Source organism: Paraburkholderia sp., from assembly GCF_035501035.1.
Taxonomy (GTDB): domain Bacteria; phylum Pseudomonadota; class Gammaproteobacteria; order Burkholderiales; family Burkholderiaceae; genus Paraburkholderia.
The window spans coordinates 1-20,197 of the sequence record NZ_DATJWR010000273.1 but is presented as its reverse complement, the minus strand read 5'-3'; the positions used below and the strand labels follow the sequence as shown (position 1 = coordinate 20,197).

Annotated in this window: 19 protein-coding genes, 1 tRNA gene and 1 pseudogene; 9 read left to right on the top strand and 12 right to left on the bottom strand. The window is 65.9% G+C overall.

Annotation, left to right across the window (positions count from 1 at the left end):
- Together VMJ11_RS20220 and VMJ11_RS20215 are read left to right on the top strand one after the other, a co-directional pair.
- Positions 1–335, top strand: a 335-nt coding sequence (locus VMJ11_RS20220) for a ClpXP protease specificity-enhancing factor SspB (protein ID WP_325621155.1), incomplete at its 5' end; no start/stop codon positions are given.
- An 18-nt stretch (positions 336–353) separates the two neighbouring features.
- Positions 354–429, top strand: a tRNA-Thr gene (locus VMJ11_RS20215).
- Between the two features lie 67 nt (positions 430–496).
- On the opposite strand, the gene VMJ11_RS20210 is transcribed toward VMJ11_RS20215, so the two are convergent.
- Positions 497–1,447, bottom strand: coding sequence for a cation diffusion facilitator family transporter (locus VMJ11_RS20210; RefSeq protein WP_325621154.1), 951 nt, complete (start codon positions 1,445–1,447; stop codon positions 497–499).
- Between the two features lie 103 nt (positions 1,448–1,550).
- The gene (locus VMJ11_RS20205; protein ID WP_325621153.1) at positions 1,551–4,364 is read right to left on the bottom strand and encodes an Eco57I restriction-modification methylase domain-containing protein; all 2,814 of its coding nucleotides are present in this window, start codon (positions 4,362–4,364) and stop codon (positions 1,551–1,553) included.
- Positions 4,365–4,615: 251 nt separating this feature from the next.
- Here VMJ11_RS20205 and VMJ11_RS20200 point away from each other — a divergent pair, with 251 nt between their 5' ends.
- The gene (locus tag VMJ11_RS20200; RefSeq protein ID WP_325621152.1) at positions 4,616–5,773 is read left to right on the top strand and encodes a class I SAM-dependent methyltransferase; all 1,158 of its coding nucleotides are present in this window, start codon (positions 4,616–4,618) and stop codon (positions 5,771–5,773) included.
- Between the two features lie 168 nt (positions 5,774–5,941).
- On the opposite strand, the gene VMJ11_RS20195 is transcribed toward VMJ11_RS20200, so the two are convergent.
- Positions 5,942–6,262 carry a DNA-binding protein gene (locus VMJ11_RS20195; protein WP_325621151.1) on the bottom strand — a complete coding sequence of 107 codons (321 nt, stop codon included), beginning with the start codon at positions 6,260–6,262 and terminating at the stop codon, positions 5,942–5,944.
- A gap of 362 nt (positions 6,263–6,624) precedes the next feature.
- Here VMJ11_RS20195 and VMJ11_RS20190 point away from each other — a divergent pair, with 362 nt between their 5' ends.
- On the top strand, positions 6,625–7,488 hold the full coding sequence (locus VMJ11_RS20190) for an SAM-dependent methyltransferase (RefSeq protein ID WP_325621150.1): 864 nt from the start codon (positions 6,625–6,627) through the stop codon (positions 7,486–7,488).
- Positions 7,489–7,519: 31 nt separating this feature from the next.
- Here VMJ11_RS20190 and VMJ11_RS20185 read toward each other — a convergent pair whose 3' ends face one another.
- The gene (locus tag VMJ11_RS20185) at positions 7,520–8,119 is read right to left on the bottom strand and encodes a DUF1415 domain-containing protein (RefSeq protein ID WP_325621149.1); all 600 of its coding nucleotides are present in this window, start codon (positions 8,117–8,119) and stop codon (positions 7,520–7,522) included.
- A gap of 4 nt (positions 8,120–8,123) precedes the next feature.
- Positions 8,124–8,771, bottom strand: a complete 648-nt coding sequence (locus tag VMJ11_RS20180; RefSeq protein ID WP_325621148.1) for a TetR/AcrR family transcriptional regulator — start codon at positions 8,769–8,771, stop codon at positions 8,124–8,126.
- A 178-nt stretch (positions 8,772–8,949) separates the two neighbouring features.
- On the opposite strand from VMJ11_RS20180, the gene VMJ11_RS20175 reads away from it, so the two are divergent.
- From VMJ11_RS20175 to VMJ11_RS20165, 3 genes are all read left to right on the top strand, one after another.
- Positions 8,950–10,233, top strand: coding sequence for an MFS transporter (locus tag VMJ11_RS20175; protein WP_325621147.1), 1,284 nt, complete (start codon positions 8,950–8,952; stop codon positions 10,231–10,233).
- A gap of 175 nt (positions 10,234–10,408) precedes the next feature.
- Positions 10,409–11,011 (top strand): nitroreductase family protein, encoded by a 603-nt coding sequence (locus tag VMJ11_RS20170; protein ID WP_325621146.1) that lies wholly within the window; start codon positions 10,409–10,411, stop codon positions 11,009–11,011.
- Positions 11,012–11,209: 198 nt separating this feature from the next.
- Positions 11,210–12,469, top strand: a complete 1,260-nt coding sequence (locus tag VMJ11_RS20165; RefSeq protein ID WP_325621145.1) for an Hsp70 family protein — start codon at positions 11,210–11,212, stop codon at positions 12,467–12,469.
- 150 nt (positions 12,470–12,619) lie between these two features.
- On the opposite strand, the gene VMJ11_RS20160 is transcribed toward VMJ11_RS20165, so the two are convergent.
- Entirely contained in the window at positions 12,620–12,823 is a 204-nt protein-coding gene (locus tag VMJ11_RS20160) for a cold-shock protein (RefSeq protein WP_027797379.1), read from the bottom strand.
- A gap of 24 nt (positions 12,824–12,847) precedes the next feature.
- Between VMJ11_RS20160 and VMJ11_RS20155 the strand changes: the two genes are divergently transcribed.
- Complete coding sequence (locus VMJ11_RS20155) at positions 12,848–13,072, top strand: hypothetical protein (protein WP_325621144.1); 225 nt, start codon at positions 12,848–12,850, stop codon at positions 13,070–13,072.
- Between the two features lie 189 nt (positions 13,073–13,261).
- Complete coding sequence (locus VMJ11_RS20150; RefSeq protein WP_325621143.1) at positions 13,262–14,857, top strand: APC family permease; 1,596 nt, start codon at positions 13,262–13,264, stop codon at positions 14,855–14,857.
- Between the two features lie 127 nt (positions 14,858–14,984).
- Here the strand turns inward: VMJ11_RS20150 and VMJ11_RS20145 are convergent, their stop codons facing one another.
- The 6 genes and pseudogenes from VMJ11_RS20145 to hemA form a co-directional block, all read right to left on the bottom strand.
- Positions 14,985–15,779, bottom strand: a complete 795-nt coding sequence (locus VMJ11_RS20145; protein ID WP_325621142.1) for a class III extradiol ring-cleavage dioxygenase — start codon at positions 15,777–15,779, stop codon at positions 14,985–14,987.
- 171 nt (positions 15,780–15,950) lie between these two features.
- The gene (locus VMJ11_RS20140) at positions 15,951–16,577 is read right to left on the bottom strand and encodes a UbiX family flavin prenyltransferase (RefSeq protein ID WP_325621141.1); all 627 of its coding nucleotides are present in this window, start codon (positions 16,575–16,577) and stop codon (positions 15,951–15,953) included.
- Positions 16,578–16,724: 147 nt separating this feature from the next.
- Positions 16,725–17,036: a Grx4 family monothiol glutaredoxin gene (gene grxD / locus VMJ11_RS20135; RefSeq protein ID WP_325621140.1), complete on the bottom strand. Its 312-nt coding sequence runs from the start codon at positions 17,034–17,036 to the stop codon at positions 16,725–16,727.
- A 100-nt stretch (positions 17,037–17,136) separates the two neighbouring features.
- Positions 17,137–17,994 carry a peptide chain release factor N(5)-glutamine methyltransferase gene (prmC, locus tag VMJ11_RS20130; RefSeq protein WP_325621139.1) on the bottom strand — a complete coding sequence of 286 codons (858 nt, stop codon included), beginning with the start codon at positions 17,992–17,994 and terminating at the stop codon, positions 17,137–17,139.
- Between the two features lie 13 nt (positions 17,995–18,007).
- Positions 18,008–19,090, bottom strand: coding sequence for a peptide chain release factor 1 (prfA, locus tag VMJ11_RS20125; RefSeq protein ID WP_325621138.1), 1,083 nt, complete (start codon positions 19,088–19,090; stop codon positions 18,008–18,010).
- 213 nt (positions 19,091–19,303) lie between these two features.
- Positions 19,304–20,197 (bottom strand): annotated as a pseudogene (gene hemA / locus VMJ11_RS20120) (glutamyl-tRNA reductase); the annotation flags it as partial.

The following is a 20,197-nucleotide window of genomic DNA, read 5'->3' as shown; positions in this document are numbered from 1 at the left end:
TGCAGATGGGCAACGAGATGATCGAGTTCCACGCGCGCTTCTCAGGCAAGTCGCACAAGATCGAGGTGCCTGTGTCGAACGTTCTCGCGATCTACGCGCGCGAGAACGGGCAGGGCATGGCGTTTCCGGTCGAGACCGCGGCAGGCGACGCTGACGACGTGCTGTCTTCCGAGTACCACGAGGAATCGGCCGCGCCGCAGGCGCACGACGTGCTCGACGAGCCGGCCGCGGAGCCGGCGGCACCGGCGGCAACACCGGCCGCGACACACGGGGGCGACAAGGATGACGACGGCGGCAACAAAGGCGGCAAGGGCCACCTCAAAATCGTGAAATGAAGTAGAATAGCGGGCTACGCCGGCTTAGCTCATCTGGTAGAGCAGTTGATTTGTAATCATCAGGTGGCGGGTTCGAGTCCTGCAGCCGGCACCAAACATAAAGCAAAGGGTTACGTGAGGTTCACGTAACCCTTTGTGCTTTCTGGGCTGTCATCGCCACTTCACTCCGCCCACTCGGGGTCGCTGGTGAACAGGATCGTGAGCCAGCGGTGTGACTCATCCCCGCCGATGGCCCGGCCAATTTCGTCCCGGATCGCATCCCACTCGGCAATGCGCTTGGCCGGCATGTCGGGCGGCACGACGAAGTACAGTTCGATCTCGCGGGAGCGGCCCACCTTCGCGACATAGGCGCGGTAATACTCGAAGGCGTAGCGCTCGACGAAGCCTGACGCAATGGCGTCGACGTGCCGCTTGAGGTCGGCGGGCGCAACCAGCAGCACCTCCAGCAGCGCCTGACGGATTTCCGCCACCGGTATCGGGATGATCACGACGCACACCACCACGAGCGCCGCAGGGTCGACGTACGGCGTCAGGTGCTCCCATGCGGTTCCCTGGATCGCGTAGCCCGCGCTGAAGGCGACGAGGAGGGCGGCGGTGATGCCAGCGGACATGATCCACGACTTGATGTCGAGGCGTACGAAATCCGACCGGATCCGGCGATTCGCACGCGACTCGACCACGGCCATTGAAAGGCAGGCGCTCACCGTGAGTGCGGCGTAGACCAGGGCGGGGCCGAAATGCAATACGTGTCCGCCGGACAGCAGGCTCGTTATGCCGTTGATCAGCGCATAGACGGCCACACCTATCAACAGCGTGCCGTTGAGCCCGAGCACCAGGGGTTCGAGATGCCAGAAGCCCATGGTGAACCGCTCTCGCCATTTGCGCGGCAGATCGACGTTGACCGCATAGGAGGTGATCAGACGCACGACCGTGAGCGCGAGCGCGCTCATGCTTGCATCGACGAGCGAATAGACGCCGTCGAACACGATCGAGAACGACCCGGAGACGAGGCCAAACACGACACCGGCGAGGGCGATCAGCAATGTCGTGGCGATCGAAAGGCGTAGAACGCCGCTCTCGTCGCGGGTATTGAAGATTCGTGGCCATTCCATGTTGTCTGCTCTCCGCGACCCCACCGGGGGCGAACGACGCACGCGCGGGCACGTTTGAGCAAGACTAGCGGACTCGCTGGCAGGCCGTCGCGCGACTGTCCGTTCAACGCACTTGGGGTGAGCCGGCGCACAGCCGGCCTTCTACGAGGTCGATCTCTCGCGCCGACAAGCCAAACGCCGCGTACAGGATTTGATCGATCTCGCCTGCCGTTGTCGCCACCTGCTGCTCGCCGCCCTCCGACTGTGCGGACAGCAGCAGCCGGTCTACGCGCGCCACGATTGCGGCGCGCACCGACTCGTCGGCCGGCACCGGCAGTGAGTCGATCATGGCTCTCGTGAACGCCACGCCGCCGTTGTAGCTCGACGCGCCGAACTTCGCGCGGGTCAGGAAGGCCGAGAGCGGGCAATTCAGCAGCGCTGCCGCGAATTTCAGCAGGTCCTCGTCGTCCGAGCGCAGGATCAGCGTGGTCTTGCCGGGGATCGTGTCGCCCGCGAGGTCGAGCGTCGCGTCCAGCCGCGTGAGGCCTTTCACGATGACCTTTTTCGCATGGGCTTTCGCGCCGTATCCGTTCGCGAACGTCGAGGCGAAGCGCTCGCGATCGACCACCGGCTCGTCGTAGCGGCTTCCGAGATAGGTCATGGGCTTGCTGCCCCAACGCGATACATAGCGGCCGAGCGTGCCGGTATTCACGACGCGATAATGACGCTCCGCTGCAAAGCGGCCTGCGGCCTCTTCGACGAGCGGCGCGAGGCGGTAGGCATCCGAAGTCGCGCACGCGTTCTCGCTGGGCAGCAGCGAGCGCAGGGGCGGGTGCGCGCGCGTGAGCCGTTGCACGAACGCGTAGTGAGGCGAGAGCAAGGCGTCGAGCGTCCTTGGCGCTTCGAGCGAGCGCTTGTCGGTTTGGGCAAGCTCGGTGAGCGTTTCGCCGTCGATGCGCGCCGTCGCGATGGTGTCGGCACCCGACTCGCGATAAAGCGTGATGATCGAATCGACGCGCGCCTGCTCGAACACGTCGCGCCCCAATACGACGATGCGCTCGATCTTGCCGAGGTGGCGTGCGCGGAACGCATCGCCGAACGGCTTCGAGAGCCACTTGTCGGGTGTGAGACAGGCCATCGCGCCGCCGGGCCTGAGCAGCGCGAGGCCTGCCTCCATGAACACGATGTACAGATCCCAGTTGCCTTTCGCGCTCGGCCAGCGTCGCGCGAGCTGTTCGCGCACGGCGCGCTGGCCTTCGTTGATCATGCGCTCGGAATCGATATAGGGCGGGTTCGCGATGATGGCGTCGAAGCCTTCGAAGCTGCCGTTTTCGCTGAGCAGGTCCGCGAACTCGATGCGCCATTCGAACGCCGATGTGTCGGTGGGCACTTCGTCGCTGCCGCTCGCGAGGCGTTCGAGCAACGCCTCGCGCAATTGCGAGAGGCGCGCGGCTGCGGCGAGTCTTTCCGTGCGGTTCGCCGATGCGCGCAGTTTCGCCGTGGCTGCGCGATAGTTCGCGACCACTTGCGCGGCGTCGCGGAGCGGCGCATCGAAGCCGAAACGGCTGATCGTCGCGTTGCCTTGCTTGAGATTGGTTTCGAGGTTCGGTAGTGAGGCCGGCAGTCCGCTTGCCGTGAGGTCCGCATGTTCGAGCAGTTCGATCCAGAGCCGCAGCCGCGCCATGCCGACCGAATCCGCATTGATATCGACGCCGAAAAGCGAGTGCTCGACGATGTCTCGCTTCACACGAAAGAGCGCGGCTTCGATCTGGCGAATGGCTTCGCTGTCGCGCTCACGCGTGAGCGGCTCGCCATTCGCATGCGTCACGCAAAGCCGATCCGCAGTCACGCCAAGGCGGCACGCGCGGAGCGCTTCGCCATCGCGCGCATTCAGCAAGTCGAGGCGAACTTTCAGCGCGAGCAGCTCGTTGAGCGCGCAGACGAGCAGATGCCCCGACCCCACGGCCGGATCGCAGATGCGCAGCGAGTCGAGCACGGCGCGAGCTTCGTCCCGATCCTCGATCCGTTCGGATAACTGATCGATACTCGTGCAGTGCCAGCCCTTCGCGCGGTGGAAGCGATTCAGCACCGCTTGCGTGACAGCCGGGCGGGCGAGTTGCATCGCGACGCTGCCGGGCGTGTACCACGCGCCGTCGCGGTAGCCGTTGAGCTTCTCGAAGACGAGGCCGAGCACGGAGGCGTCGAGGCTACGCCGGTCGGGCGTTGCATCTCTCGCGATCAAGCCGGCGGAGAACTCGAACGCGGCAAGAAAATCGAGCAGATACGCAAGCACGTGCCGCTCGCCGCTCGCGCGCGTGAGCGCCGTAGCAGCGAAGAGCGGCAGCGTGGCGCTTTCGTCGAGTGCGCCCAGGTCGAGCAGGCTTCGGTCGATGTCCGGCGGATCGAAGAGCGAACCGTCGAAGTGGGGAAGGTGAGCAAAGCGCGCCGGTTGCGCAATATCAGCAGTGCCAAGTACCTCGTTGCAGAGCACGTCGAATTCGCGGAACGAACGGATGCGCTGCGTGTTCAGAAAGGCCCAGGCGGGATCGCCGTCGTGTATCGTGAGCAGGCGCGTCTCAAGCACCTTGAGGAGAAAGAGCCGGCTGATCCACGCGATGCAAAGCCGCAGCGCGAGTTCGAAGCGTCGTGCTTCGTGATCTGCGGCAGACGTATCGCGGCGACGTGTACCTGTACGGCTCGATGCTTTTTCGTGCTCGCGAGCCGCAACACGCGTCAGCGCGAGTTCGATGAGCGACCCGCGCGAGCGCTCGTGAGGCGCGCGTCGCGCGAAGGTGCGCCTTGCGCCTTCAACGCCTTCCTGCACGCCGACGATATGAAGCAGCTCGGCGTAAAACCCTTCGTCGAGCCCGCCGCTTGCGCTGGCGCGGCGTGTGCGCAGTTTGCGCGCGCGGCGCGTCTGCTGGGTCGTTTCGGGCATGGTCTCGTGGCGGCGGTCGGGGCGCGGTCGGCGCACATTTTACTGCGCGTGCATGCGCTCTTCTGCGTTCACTTTCGTCCTATGCCATCTGGCCGGGTCGACGCGCCTGTCCGACTGAGCGATGATCGTTGCCAAGGCGAGGCGGCGGAACGCGCTGCGTCGCTTGCTATATGATGGCGCCGCCCGAGGCGCGCCGCCGCGCCAACCCGAGGGCCTGCTACGGCAGGCCCGTCGCATCGAACATTCGACCTATGACCGAACATCCCACTCTCACCTGGCCCGACACGGACGGCCCGCGCACAGTGCGCTGGCGCTCCGAGGCCGGCGTGCCGGCGCCGAAGCGCGTGGTGATCGCCGACGACCGCACGACCGCCGACGCGGCGTACCGTCTCGCCTGCGAAGGCACCGCGCTCCTGTGGCACGGCGACTATCAGAACGCGCGTCAGCTGCTGCAGGCCATGGCGCGCCGCGCGGAACGCAAGCCGCGCAAGGCAGCCGCAGCGCCGAAGGCGCCGGCTTCGCCGCTCGAGGCCTTTCATCTGCACCGTCAGGCGCAGGCGCAGCGCGCACGCACGCTCGGCATGGTGCTGATTCCGCTCGAAGGCGACTACGGTATCAACCTGCGCCGCGCGCCCGACGTGCGGCTCGCGTGCGAAGAGGCGTGGGGCGCGCCCGACGGCGAGCCATCGGCGGTGTCGCTGCGCGAGATCCTCGGCCTCATCGGTGCGCACGAGTGGCGCAAGAAGGGCGTCGAGATCGCCGCGCTCGATGGGGCGCGCATTCATCCGTACTACGGCGTGTTCTCGCCGGTGCGAGGCGAGTACGTCGACCTCGTCGCGCGCACGGCGCTGCCGTCAAGGGCAACCGGAACAGCCTTCGATATCGGCACGGGCACCGGCGTGCTGGCTGCCGTGCTCGCTGCGCGAGGTGTGAAGCACGTGGTCGCCACCGATCAGGACGAACGCGCGCTCGCCTGCGCTCGCGAGAACCTCGAGCGCCTCGGCTACGCCGCGCAGGTCGAGGTGATCGCAGCCGACCTCTTCCCGCCGGGGCGCGCTTCGCTCGTCGTCTGCAATCCGCCATGGGTGCCGGCACGGCCCGCGTCGCCTGTCGAGTATGCCGTGTTCGATCCGGAGAGCCGCATGCTGCGCGGCTTTCTCGGCGGCCTCAAGGACCATCTCGAGCCGGGTGGAGAGGGCTGGCTGATCCTGTCCGACTTCGCGGAGCATCTTGGCCTGCGCACGCGCGAGTCGCTCGTCGAGATGATCGTGCAGGCCGGGCTCGAAGTGGCGGGGCGCGAGGACATCCGGCCGCGTCACCCGAAAGCCTCCGATCCCAACGATCCGCTCTATCGTGCGCGCGCGGCTGAAGTGACTTCGCTATGGCGCTTGAAGCTGCGCGCGGATTGAATCGGGGACAGGGGGAAGCGCACGCAAAAGGAAGGAAGCGAGCCGTCGGCGGCAGCGCCATGCTAACGGCTCGTGTGGGAGACGATCTTCAGCGCCGGCGGTGCAACTGCGGCACTGCCAGGCGTCGCGGGCTCGGCCCAATTGAGCCTGTGTTTTCAACCCGCGCGTTCAACCCGGATACGCCTCGTCCACCTTGAGGCCTGCGAGCTTGAATATGACGCGTAGCGTCTGAGGTTTGATATCGCGGCGCGACGCCAGCGCCGACATCACGAAATCGAGCACCTTCGCGTACTTCAGCAGGATCAGGCAGGTTTCGAGGTCCGAGGGACCGTCGCGCATGCTCTCTGCTACTCGCAGCATCTCCAGCGAGATGTCGCGCGCCATTTCCAGCTCCAGTTGCTGCTTTTCCGTCCAGTCGGGAACCGTGACGAGTTTCGTAAGCAGTTCCTGGAATTTTTGTTCTGCGTTGCCGTCAGGTATCGTGTTCATTGCCTGCCCCATGCAAGGCCGTACAGCGTCGTGCGCTCATCGCGCAGCGGGGGCTGCGCCAGCCTGATTTATCGCCACCGGCACTCCCGGTGCGACCTCCCAATGCGCGCCATCCGATACGTTGCCGGCTGGCCGCGCCACGCTTTGGTCCTTTTTGGGCATCGGGGATGAAAATCCTCGTGTCTCTCCTGATCACCCCCCTCGCAACAGCACGTGGGTCACAGGCCCTGCTACGACACGAGCCGCTCTTCTGCGTTCGACGGCCTGGACCAGTTTTTCCGTAAAATGACAGAATTACCGGGTCCCCTCTGTCACCTGTCGAACATTTACCGGCACTTGACGCTCTCCATCTGACCACGCCGATGTCCAGCAAGACCTACGAAGTCCGTCCGAACCAATCTGTCGAACTCCTGAAAGAGCTCCACATCCTGACGCGCGACGGCAAAATGAATCAGGACAGCCGCCGAAAACTGAAGCAGGTTTATCACCTGTTCCAGTTCATCGAGCCGCTGCTGTCGGAATTGAAGCAGGATGGCCGCGACGTGACCCTCGTCGATCACGGTGCGGGCAAGTCCTATCTCGGCTTCATTCTCTATGACCTGTTCTTCAAAGATCAGCGCGACGGGTCACACATCTACGGCATCGAAACGCGAGACGAACTCGTGCAGCGTTCGGAGGAACTGGCTGCGCGCCTCGGCTTTGGCGGGATGTCCTTCCTGAAGCTCTCGGTGGCCGATTCGATCACGTCGGCGCAACTGCCGCCGAGCGTCGATATCGTGACCGCGCTGCACGCCTGCGACACCGCCACCGACGACGCCATCCGCTTCGCCCTGAAGAAGCACGCGCGCTACATCGTGGTCGTGCCGTGCTGCCAGGCGGAGGTTGCGGGCGTGCTGCGCCGGAACAAGGGCAAGTCGCTCGGCCAGGCGCTCACCGAGATCTGGCGTCATCCGCTGCATACGCGCGAATTCGGGAGCCAGATCACCAACGTGCTGCGCTGCCTGCAACTCGAGGCGCATGGCTACCAGGTGAGCGTGACGGAGCTGGTGGGCTGGGAGCACTCGATGAAGAACGAACTCATCATCGCCCAGTACAAGGACCTGCCGCGGCGGCGTCCCGCGGCGCGGCTCAACGAGATTCTCGATACCTTCGGGCTTGCGGATCTGCGCGAGCGCTTTTTCGCCGACGAGGGCGAGGCAGCCGCCGAGCCGGCAGCCGAAGCCTGAGCACGAAACTGCGTCTGAACGCGGCGCGGCGTCAGTCGCGCTTGCTCATCCAGTCGCGCCAGCCCTCCAGGCCAAGGCTGCGCAGCGTTTCCTGATTGCGTTCGTAGATGTCGGCTGCATCCGGAAAGGCTTCGACCGCGCGCTCGATGCTCGCCTCGCGTAGCAAGTGCAGGATGGGGTACGGCGCGCGATTCGTGTAGTTCTCGATGTCGTCGGGCCCGGTGCCCTCGAACTGATAGTGAGGGTGAAAGCTCGCCACCTGCAGCGTGCCTTCCAGCCGCAACTGCTTCACGAGGCGCTCGGCAAACCAGGTCGCGTCGTTGAAGTCGGCAAAATCGGCGAGCGCGTGGGGCAGGATCAGGAGCGTCGTGTCGATTTCGGCGGCGTCGGCCTCGGCGAGCGCTTGCAGCTCCCGTTCGAGATCGGTGAGCACGCCTTCCAGCCCGGTTGCCTCGCTGATCACAAAGCGAACCTGGTTCTTCACGTACACACTCTTGGCGAACGGGCAGAGGTTCAGGCCGATCACGGCACGCGTGAGCCAGTGCCGGGTCGCTTCGAGGATGGCAGCGCGAGCGGGGCGCTCCGCATCGGCGGGGCGGGAATTGGGGGGCGGGGCGGCGGTGTCGGTCATCGCGTCATTTTACCGGCCGGGGGCACGCCGCTTCGATCAGCAGCTTCGCCATGCGCGGCGCCGCGAGGATCGGGCCGCAGCCGGGGCCGTAAGTCTGGCTCGCGGCGTAGACGCCCTCGACCAGCAGCGCGAGTCCCTCGGCGAGCGCCATCGGATCCGCGGCGCCCGCTTCCTGCGCTAGCCCGGTGAGCCGCGCCATGAGCTTCGATTTGTTGTCGTCGACGCACTGTCGCGCGGGGTGCGTGGCGTCCGGAAATTCCGTCGCAACATTCACGAACGGACAGCCGCGGTAGCCCGGCGCCGAAGCGCGGCGTGCGAGGTCCTCGAAGTACTGCACCAGTTGCCTCGCCGGCTCGCCCGGATGCTTCGCAAGACTTTCGTCGAAGCGCTCGAAAAAGCGCGCATCGCAGCGCCGCAGGTACGCGACGACGAGATCGTCCTTCGACGAGAACTGCCGGTACAGGCTCATCTTGTTCACGCCCGCGCGCTCGACTACGGCCTCGATGCCTACCGCCCGTACGCCTTCGCGGTAGAACAGCTCGTCGGCGGCGCGCAGCAGATGCTCGTGCGCGCGCGCGCCGGCCGTCTGCGTGCGTGGCCGGCTCGGCCGCGCGGTGGTGGAGGACGTGTCGTCGTGGCCTTCGTGCTTCATGAGGGCACCTCGAGATCAGGGTGATTGCTTGACATGTTACCGAGCGGTAACTACTATCGCAACACACTTGTGACAGATCGGTAACAATCGAGGGGTGTCGCGTTGACGCAGCCACTCGGAGCCATACCAACGCAAGCGCGCACGCATCCGTCGATGCCGCGGCGTGACAGGAGCATCAATGAACTGGGCAGCGAGTCGAATAGTCGGGCGTTTCCATTACGGATGGCTCGTCGTGGCGGTGGTGTTTTTCGTGCTGCTGGCGGCGGCCGGCACGCGCGCGACGCCGAGCGTGATGATGGTGCCGCTCGAGCATCAGTTCGGCTGGAGCCGGGCGACGATCTCGCTCGCCATCTCGGTGAACATCGCGCTCTACGGCCTGATGGGGCCGTTCGCGGCCGCGGCCATGCAGCGCTTCGGCGTGCGGCCCACGCTGCTCGCGGCGCTGGCGACGATGGCGGCCGGCGTGGCGCTTTCCGCGCTGATGACGCACCCGTGGCAGATGATCCTGATCTGGGGCGTGATGGTGGGCGGCTCGACCGGCGTGGCCGCTCTTTCGCTTTCCGCCACGGTCGTCACGCGCTGGTTCACTTCGCACCGCGGCCTCGCGATGGGCATTCTCACCGCGAGCTCGGCCACGGGCCAGCTCGTCTTTCTGCCGTTTCTCGCCGCGATCGCCCAGAAGCATGGCTGGCAACCGGTGGTGCTCGTGGTCGCGGCGGCCGCTGCCGTGGTGCTGCCGCTCGTGCTGTTCCTCCTGCCCGAGCGTCCCGCGAGCGTGAATCTGCGCCCGTTCGGCGAAGACGACGAAACGCCGGTCGCGCCGGCCGCGCCGCAGCAGAATCCGCTGAAGATCGCCTTCGGCGCGCTCACCTCGGCGAGCCGCACGCGCGACTTCTGGCTGCTCTTCTTCAGCTTCTTCATTTGCGGTGCGAGCACGAACGGCTACGTGGGCACGCACCTCATCGCGATGTGCGGCGACTACGGCATGACCGAAGTGCAGGGCGCCTCGCTGCTCGCGACGATGGGCATCTTCGACCTGTTCGGCACGACGCTCTCGGGCTGGCTCTCGGACCGCTTCAACAGTCGCGTGCTGCTGTTCTGGTACTACGGCCTGCGCGGCCTTTCGCTGATTTATCTGCCGCACGCGTTCGGCATCGACTTCTTCGGCCTGCCGATCTTCGCGGTGTTCTACGGTCTCGACTGGATCGCGACCGTGCCGCCGACGGTGCGTCTCGCCACCGACGTCTACGGCAAGGAGCGCGCGCCGATCGTGTTCGGCTGGGTCGTGGCCGGCCATCAACTCGGCGCGGCGTTCGCGGCGTTCGGCGCGGGCCTGCTGCGCTCGAGCCTTGGCACCTATACGGTGGCGTCGATGATTTCGGGCGGCCTTTGCCTCGTGGCGTCGTTCCTCGTGCTGCGCATCAATCGCGGGCCGCGCCCGGTCGGCGTGCAGACGGCCTGAGGCCGGCGCGCAAGCCTCACCTTCTCGTCATTCCCGAGCGCCGGACCGGTGGCCGGACGCTCCCCCAACGGGCGACGCACAAGCGTCGCTCGCCGCGCCTGAGCGGATTTCGCGCGCTGCAGTTATGCTAGTGACCCCCGGGCAAGCCGCCCTTCACCGCAAGGACACACCAGGCATGACGAAGCAAAAACCCGCACCGACAGCCGTGCCCATTCACGAACTCATCGCCGGCCGCTGGAGCCCGCGTGCCTATTCGAGCGAGCCGGTGAGCCGCGAGGCGCTGCACACGGTGATCGAGGCGGCGCGCTGGGCGCCCTCGGGCTACAACCTGCAGCCGTGGCGTTTTCTCGTGTTCGATCGCACTGCCGACGAAGCCGCGTTCAAGCGCGCGTTCGCGACGCTCGTGCCGTTCAATCAGCAGTGGAACGCGCCGGCGCCGGTGCTGATCGCGGTGATGGCGCACACGCTCAACGCGAAGGGCGAAGTCAACCGCACGGCGCAGTACGATGCGGGTGCGGCGGCACTGTCGCTCGTGCTCCAGGCACACGCGCTGGGTCTTGCCGCGCACCAGATGAGCGGATTCGATGTCCACGCGTTTCGCACCGAGTTCGCGCTGCCGAACGAGGTGGAACCGCTCTCGATCATCTCGATTGGCCACTACGGCGACGCCGAAAAGCTCGAGCCGGTGCTGCGCGAGCGGGAAAAGGCGCAACGCACGCGTTCGGCAGTGGGCGAGGTCGTCTACGAGAACACCTGGAAGCATCCGTTCAAGGTCTGATTCGAGGAGCGGCTCGCAGCCAGCCATCAGGTAGGGCGGGCCTCTCCCGATCGAAACGCGCGGCATGGCCCGCGCGTTTTTCTTGCGGGGCCGCATCAGGGCCTCGTGGTTGCCCCGCGCCGCGCTTTCGTGATAAAAAGCCGGTCCCCCCCGACCTTTCCTCTCTCGCGCGCGCATTCGTTGCGGCGCGCTCTTGCCATGACCAGCTTCTGCGCGATTGACTTCGGAACCTCCAATTCGGCGGTGGCGCTGCCCGCGGCGGCCGGCGACACCATGCGCCTCGCGCCGGTGGAAGGCGAGCACACCACCCTGCCGACGGCGGTCTTCTTCAACGCTGACGAACACACGCGCGAGTACGGGCGCGCTGCGCTCGCGTCCTATATCGACGGCTACGACGGCCGGTTGATGCGCTCGATGAAGAGCATCCTCGGCTCGCCGCTCGCGGAGAGCACGACCGACCTCGGCGACGGCAGCGCGATCCGCTATACCGAGATCATCTCGATCTTTCTCGAGCATCTGAAACGCAGCGCCGAACGCTGCGCGGGCGCGCCGATCACGCGCGCGGTGCTGGGCCGCCCTGTTTTCTTTGTCGACGAAGATCCCCGCGCCGACCAGCTCGCGCAGGACCAGCTCGAAGCCGCGGCGCGCGGCGTGGGCTTTGACGAGATCGAATTCCAGTACGAGCCGATCGCGGCGGCGTTCGACTACGAGTCGCGACTCGCCGAGGAAGGGCTCGTGCTCGTGGCCGACATCGGCGGCGGCACGTCCGACTTCTCGCTCGTGCGTGTGGGACCGCAGCGCATGGCGCGGCTCGAGCGCAAGGACGACGTGCTCGCGCACCACGGCGTGCATGTCGCGGGCACCGATTTCGACCGCCGCGTCGAGCTCGCGACCATCCTGCGCGAACTCGGCTACCAGTCGCTCGACCCCGAAGGCCGCGAGGTACCGAACCGTATCTATTTCGATCTGGCGACCTGGCACCTCATCAACACGATTTACACGCCCAAGCGCGCGGCCGAGCTGAAGCTGATGCGCCACCTCTACCGCGATACGTGCCACCACGACCGGTTGATACGCGTGGTCGAGCAGCGTCTGGGGCATGCGCTGACGGCTCGCGCGGAGGAGGCGAAGATCGGCGTTTCGGCGGGAGGGGAGACGATGATCGACCTCGAGGCAGTCGAGACGGATCTGCGCCTTGCGTTCGGCGACGCGCAGCTCGTCGAGGCGGGCCGCGAAGAGACGCGCCGCATCGTGCAGGCCGCGCGCGATACGGTGCAGGCGGCGGGTATCGCGCCCGGGCAGGTGAGCGCACTCTATTTCACGGGCGGCTCGACGGGCCTCGTTTTTCTCACGCAGGCGCTGGCAGAGGCGTTTCCCGCGGCCCAGGCGGTGTTCGGCGACCGCCTCGCGAGCGTGGCGACGGGCCTTGGCATTCACGCGCAGCGCGTGTTCGGCTGAGCGCTCGTTGCGCAGGGAATAACGTCATACAAACCGGTCAGGCAACGAAAAACCCCACCTTCTGGAAGAAGCGTGGGGTTTTTCGGTAGGCCTGCCAGTCAGGACCCGAAGCCCGGATCCTGAAAGTCAAAGCGCATCAGCGCACAGTACTTAGACCGGCTTGATGTTGGCGGCTTGCTTGCCCTTCGGGCCCGTGCGGACTTCGAATTGAACCTTCTGGTTCTCTTGCAGCGTCTTGAAGCCGTCAACCTTGATTTCCGAGAAGTGCGCGAACAGATCTTCGCCGCCGCCGTCCGGGGTGATAAAGCCAAAGCCCTTTGCGTCATTGAACCACTTGACGGTACCGGTTTCCATATTACTTTCCTAACCTAAAAATGAATGAAGGCCGAAGCCAGAGAGGTGCATGAAAATCAAGGAAGGGGTATGGGACCAGCCGGAGTACCGTTGATGGGCGAACTACGAAAGACCAATTCACACTCGCCGCTTGAAATCCTGCCCGAACTTTATACGGCTAATTGCGAAGAAGGTCAACTGGCTGCCGGGGAATCTTCATTTTTTTTGCTTCAGGGTCAAAACGAAAGCTTACAAACCTTGAAAAACTAATGATTTTTTTGTATGAGGGCCTGTATTTTTGGCGCCCTTCGATGGTGCAACCGGTTAAACTACGCGCCGCGCGCAAGTTGCGCCTGCAGGTGCAATCTTGTCGCGTAGAGGTGCGACTGTCACGAGAAACCCGCCCGCACAACAGACGGGATATCGTGGCGTCGAGCTACTCTCGATACAGGAGAAGACGTGAAAAGTTCTATTCAACGGAACATCGGCCCGTTCGCGCTGATGTTCACCGGCCTCGGTTCGATCATCGGCTCGGGCTGGCTGTTCGGCGCGTGGAAAGCGGCGAAAATTGCAGGTCCGGCGGCGATCACCGCGTGGATCATCGGCGCCGTGGTCATTCTGGCCATTGCGCTCACCTACGCCGAACTCGGTGCGATGTTCCCCGAGTCGGGCGGCATGGTTCGCTACGCCCGCTACTCGCATGGCGCACTGGTGGGCTTCATCAGTGCGTGGGCAAACTGGATCGCCATCGTCTCGGTGATCCCGATCGAAGCCGAAGCCTCGATCCAGTACATGAGCACCTGGCCCTATGCCTGGGCGCACGCGCTCTTCGTCGACGGATCGTTGACGCACTCAGGGCTCGGGCTCTCGGCGGTGCTCGTGATCATCTACTTCATGCTCAACTATTGGGGTGTGGCACTCTTCGCACGCGCCAACAGCGCCATCACGATCTTCAAGTTCATCATTCCCGGCCTGACGATCTTCGGCCTGATGAGCACGGGCTTTCACCACGAGAACTTCGGCAACGCGAGCAACTTCGCGCCCTACGGCTGGTCGGCCGTGTTCACGGCGGTCGCAACGAGCGGCATCGTGTTCGCGTTCAACGGCTTCCAGAGCCCGATCAACCTGGCCGGTGAAGCGCGCAATCCGTCGTTCAGCGTGCCGTTCGCCGTTATCGGCTCGATTCTCTGCGCGCTCGTGATCTACGTGCTGCTGCAGATCGCCTATATCGGTGCGGTCAATCCGACCGACGTCGCGCACGGCTGGAACACGTTCAACTTCAAGTCGCCGTTCGCCGAGCTGGCGATCGCGCTGAACCTGAACTGGCTCGCCATCCTGTTGTACGTCGACGCGTTCGTGAGCCCGAGCGGCACCGGCACGACCTACATGGCGACGACCTCGCGCATGATCTACGCGATGGAGCGCAACAACACGATGCCGAAGATGTTCGGCGACGTGCACCCGTTCTATGGCGTGCCGCGCAACGCGATGTGGTTCAACCTGCTCGTCTCGTTCATCTTCATGTTCTTCTTCCGCGGCTGGAGCTCGCTTGCGGCGGTGATCTCGGTCGCGACGGTCATTTCGTACCTGACCGGCCCGATCAGCCTGATGGCGCTCAAGCGCGCCGCCTCGGACATCGAGCGTCCGCTGCGCGTGCCGTTCATGAAAGTGATCGCGCCGTTCGCGTTCGTCTGCGCGTCGATGATCCTGTACTGGGCGAAGTGGCCGCTGACCGGCGAGATCATCCTGCTGATGATCGTGGCGCTGCCGGTGTACTTCTACTTCCAGGGCAAGCAAGGCTGGGCCGGCTGGGGCCAGGACCTGAAGGCCGCGTGGTGGCTGTGCGCGTACCTGCCGATCATGGCGCTCCTCTCGCTCGTCGGCAGCAAGCAGTTCGGCGGCTTCAACCTGATCCCCTATGGCTGGGACATGCTGGTCGTCGCGCTGTTCTCGCTCGTGTTCTACTACTGGGGCGTGAATTCGGGTTACCGCTCGCCGTACCTGAAGGAGCGTGACGAGCACGACGAAGTGCTCGAAGGCATCGGCGCGCACTGAGCGTCTGCATCAAGCGTCAGTCGTCCGACGCGCCGCCTGAACGCGGCGCGCTCGGCTCGAGAAAGAAAAAGCCCGCCTGAAGCGATTCAGGCGGGTTTTTTTGCGTACGTAGCCGGCGCGGCGCTGCTTATTGCACTGCGCTGCCGAAAACGTAATTCGTCATCGCGAGCGCGCGCTGGTAGGTACCGAGCGATTGCACGCCGAGCGTGTAGTCGTCGTCGGCCGCGCCGAGCGCCGCGAACACGGGCAGCAGATGCTCGTCGGTGGGATGCATGAGCGCCGCGTGCGGCGCGCGCTGGCGGTAGTCGAGCAGTGCGTCGATGTCGCGTGCCGCGAGGTGGATCTCGAACCACTCCGTGAACTCCGCCACGCGCGGATCGGCGTCTTCCGGGCGCGCCGAGAAGTCCGCCGCGCGCAGGTTGTGAGTGATCTGGCCCGAACCGATCACCATCACGCCTTCGTCGCGCAACGCGCGCAGCGCGCGGCCAAGCGCGAAGTGGTGGGCGGCGTTGGCGCGCGGCTGGATCGAAAGCTGGGCGACGGGCACGTCGGCATCGGGGAACATCAGCAGCATCGGCACCCATGCGCCGTGGTCGAGGCCGTGCGCTTCCTCATCGACAGGCACGCCCTGATCGCGCAGCAGCGCCGCGGCGCGCTGGGCCATTTCCGGTGCGCCGGGCGCCGGGTACTGGATCTCGTAAAGCGCGCGCGGGAAGCCGTAGAAGTCGTGGATGGTTTCCGGCTGCTTGGCGGTGCTCACCACCGGCCGCATCGTGCCCCAATGCGCGGAGAGCATCAGCACCGATTGCGGACGCGGCAGATGCTGCGCGAGCGCGGTAAAGCCGCCTGAGGGCAGCGAGGGGTCGATAGGCAGCGTGGGCGCGCCATGCGACAGGAAAAGGGTGGGGGTGCGGGGGGGCATGATCGTGGTCAGCCCGCGTGGGGACGCGGCCGAAAGGTTCGTATTGCGATCAATATAAGAGCCTACCGCCGTGAATTAAACGGGGCGAAAGGGAATTCATTGTGTCGCCTGCATTGATAATCGGCGAATCGAAGGAGGGCGGGAAAGGTCGGGCGGCGCTTTCGGCAGCGCTTATTCGTCGGCGCCGCCGCGCAGCCCCGGCCAGGCTGGCGAAAGCGCGGGCCCGAGCGCGAACAGGTCGAGTACGCGCGCGACGGTCTGATCGATCATCTCGTCGATCGAGGCCGGCTGGTTATAGAACGCCGGCAGCGGCGGAAAGATCACGCCGCCCATTTCGGTCACGGCCGTCATGTTGCGCAGATGCGCGAGGTTGAACGGCGTCTCGCGCACGAGCAGCACGAGGCGGCGACGCTCCTTGAGCGTGACGTCGGCCGCGCGCGCGATCAGGTTGTCGGAGAGGCCGTGCGCGACGCTCGCGAGCGTTTTCATCGAGCAGGGAGCGACGATCATGCCGTCGGTCGCGAAGGAGCCCGAGGCGATGGTCGCGCCGACGTCGCGCACCGAATGGACGACATCGGCGCGCGCATGCAGATCGTCCTTCGTGAGCTGCAACTCGTGCTGGATATTGAGCCAGCCTGCCGCCGAAACCAGCAGATGCGTCTCGACTCCGCCCAGCCGCCGCAGCATGTCGAGCATGCGCACGCCGTAGATCGCACCCGTGGCCCCCGTGATCGCGACGATCAGCCGGCGCTGCGCGGGCTGGGCGATGGCGGACGATGCTGGGGAGGCGGTGTTCACGGAGGCGGGCAGGTGGGAATCGAAGCGAAGGAAAGCGAGGCGCGTGTCGCCTCATGAAAAGCGCGGCGCCGGTACGGCGGCCGCGTTCGGGGGCAGGCGCCACTGCACACGCAGCGGCATGCGCACGCCGCCCCGTAGCCCCGGCAATTACGCCGCGGCGAAGAGTTGCTGCAGCTCGCCGTTCTGGTACATCTCCATCATGATGTCCGAGCCGCCGACGAACTCGCCCTTCACATAAAGCTGCGGGATGGTCGGCCAGTTCGAGAATTCCTTGATGCCCTGGCGGATCGCGTCGTCCTCGAGCACGTTGACGGTCTTGAACTGATCGACGCCACAGGCTTTCAGGATTTGCACCGCGCGACCGGAGAAGCCGCACATCGGGAACTGCGCGTTGCCCTTCATGAAGAGGACGACGGCGTTTTCGTCGACGATCTGCTTGATGCGTTGTTGGGTGTCCATGACTGACCTTGCAATTGGATTGATGCTGAAAACGTTGGAATGCAGGATTGAAATGATAGCGGATTTCGCCCAGGTGAGCCGGGCGCGGCCGGAGCCGCGCTCAGCCGGCCGGCAACGGCAGGCGGCCGCCGCTGATGCGTTCGATGCCGGCCAGATCCCGCTCGGAGCGCACGTGCGCAAAGCCGCGCGCGGCGAGCAGCGCGCGCACCGCCGCCGCCTGATCGTAGCCGTGCTCCATCCAGAGCACGCCGCCCGGCGCGAGCCGCGCGGGCGCGCCGGCCACGATCGCCCGCAGGGCGGTGAGGCCGTCGGCTCCGTCGGTGAGCGCGCCGCGCGGTTCGAAGCGCAGGTCGCCTTGTTCGAGATGCGGGTCGCCGCTCGCGATATACGGCGGATTGCTCACGATCGCCTCGAAGCGCAGCGCGGGATCGAGCGTGTCGTACCAGCTGCCCGCGACGAAGGTGAGCGCGCCGCCTGGGCGCCGCGCGTCGAGCAGCTTCGCGGCATTGCGCGCGGCGACTTCGAGCGCCGCCGAAGAGCGATCGACGGCCCACACGCGCGCATCGGGCCGTGCCGAGGCGAGCGCCACCGCAATCGCACCGCTGCCGGTGCCGAGATCGAGCACACGCGGTTGCGCGATGCCTTCGAGTGCGGCAAGCGCCGTTTCCACGAGCAGCTCGGTTTCGGGCCGCGGAATCAGCACGTTGGGCGTCACGTCGAAGTCGAGACCGTAGAACTCGCGCGCGCCCACGAGCTGCGCGATCGGCTCGCCTTGCACCCGGCGCGCTTCGAGCGTGCGGTAGGCGTCCACGCGGGCGGCGTCGATCGGCTCGTCGCCGCGCGTGATGAGCTCGGTGCGGCGCCAGCCCAGCACGTGCATGAGCAGCACGCGCGCTTCGAGCGCGGGCAGCGGCGAGGCGCGCAGCAGGGCGTCGGCGGTGTGGACGGGCAGGCTCACGGTAGCGGGCGACTCAATCCGCGTCGCCGAGCGAAGCGAGCTGCTCGGCCTGATGCTCGGAGACGAGCGCGCCGATCAGTTCGTCGAGGTCGCCGTCCATGATCGCTTCGAGGCGATAGAGCGTGAGGTTGATGCGGTGATCGGTGAGCCGCCCCTGCGGGAAGTTGTAGGTGCGGATGCGCTCCGAGCGGTCGCCCGAGCCCACGAGGCTCTTGCGCGTGGCCGCTTCCTTCGCGTGCTGCTCCTGATACTGCTTGTCCTTGATGCGCGCGGCGAGCACCTTGAGCGCGCGATCCTTGTTCTTGTGCTGCGAACGGTCGTCCTGGCATTCCACGACGATGCCGGTCGGGAGGTGCGTGACGCGCACCGCCGAATCGGTCTTGTTGATGTGCTGGCCGCCCGCGCCCGAGGCGCGGAACGTGTCGATGCGCAGGTCGGCGGGGTTGATCTCGACTTCGCCGATCTCGTCCGCTTCGGGCATGACGGCGACCGTGCACGCCGACGTATGGATGCGGCCCTGCGTTTCCGTGGCCGGCACGCGCTGCACGCGGTGGCCGCCCGACTCGAACTTGAGCTTCGAGTACGCCGCCTCGCCCGCGATTCGCACGATCACTTCCTTGTAGCCGCCCAGATCCGACTCGCTCGCCGACATCATCTCCACCTGCCAGCGGTTGCGCTCGGCGTAGCGCAGGTACATGCGAAGCAGGTCGCCTGCGAACAGCGCCGACTCGTCGCCGCCGGTGCCCGCGCGAATTTCGAGGAACACGTTGCGCTCGTCGTTGGGGTCCTTCGGCAGCAGCATCTTCTGCAATTCGGTCTGCAACTGCGCCATGCGTTCACGTGCCGCCTTCACTTCCTCTTCGGCGAAGTCACGCATCGACGCATCGGCGAGCAGATCCTTCGCCGCGATCTCGTCGTCTTTGGCCTGGCGCCACTGCGCATAGTGCTCGACCACCGGCCCCAGCTCGGCATGCTCGCGCGTGAGCTTGCGGTACTGGTCGCGGTTCGAGGTCACGTCGGGACGGCTCAACAGGTCGTTCAGCTCGGCCAGGCGCGTAGTCAGCTGGTCGAGCTTCGTTTGCATGCTCGTTTTCATCGGGCGGTGCGGAGCGGGCTCCGGAAAGAACTGCGAGAGAGAAGAGGCGGGCGTGCGGCCCGGTCATGCGGGGCGCGCATGGCGCGCGCCTGACCGCTAGCGTCGCTAACGGTCGGAAGAGCCGGAGGAGTCGGAAGCGACGGTGGTGGAGCGGGGCGATGCGGCGTCCGTGCTGGCGGCCTGCGCGGCGTCGCCGGCTTTGGCCGGCTGGCCGTGCCGGTAGAAGCCGCCCATCAGCTCGATGAGCGAGTCGCGTTGCTCGCCGCTCGACGTATTGAGCGCGTGCGTCGGGCCGTGGATCAGCTTGTTCGTGAGCGCCTGCGAAAGCGCTTCGAGCACCGCGGACGGATCGTCGCCGCGCGCGAGCATCTTGCGGGCGCGCTCGAGTTCGGCGCGGCGCAGCGCGTCGGCCTGGGTGTGCATATGGCGAATGACCGGCACGATGCTGCGCGAGTCGAGCCACTGCATGAAGTTCGCCACGCGCGATTCGATGATCGTTTCGGCCTGTGCCACGGCAGCCTGGCGCGAGGCGTTGCCTTCGCGCACGATCGTGCCGAGATCGTCGACGGTGTAGAGAAACACGTCTTCGAGCTGGCCGACTTCGGCCTCGATGTCGCGCGGCACCGCGAGATCGACCATGAAAATGGGGCGGTGACGGCGCGCCTTCACCGCGCGCTCGACCGCGCCAAGCCCGATGATGGGCAGCGTGGACGCCGTGCACGAGACGATGATGTCGAACTCGTGCATGCGCGCGGGCAGCTCCGAGAGCGGGATGGCGCGGCCGCCGAAACGCTCGGCGACATAGCGCCCGCGCTCGGCGGTGCGGTTGGCCACGACGAGTTCGCGCGGCTGCTGTGCGGCGAAGTGCGCGGCGCACAGCTCGATCATCTCGCCCGCACCGATGAACAGCACGCGCTGGTTGGCGATCTTGTCGAAGATGCGCTGCGCGAGGCGCACGGCGGCGGCGGCCATCGAAACCGACTGCGCGCCGATCTCGGTCGTGCCGCGCACTTCCTTCGCCACGGCGAAGGTGCGCTGGAACAGCTGGTTCAGATAGGTGCCGAGTGCGCCCGCTTCCGTCGCGGTGCGCACGGCGGTCTTCATCTG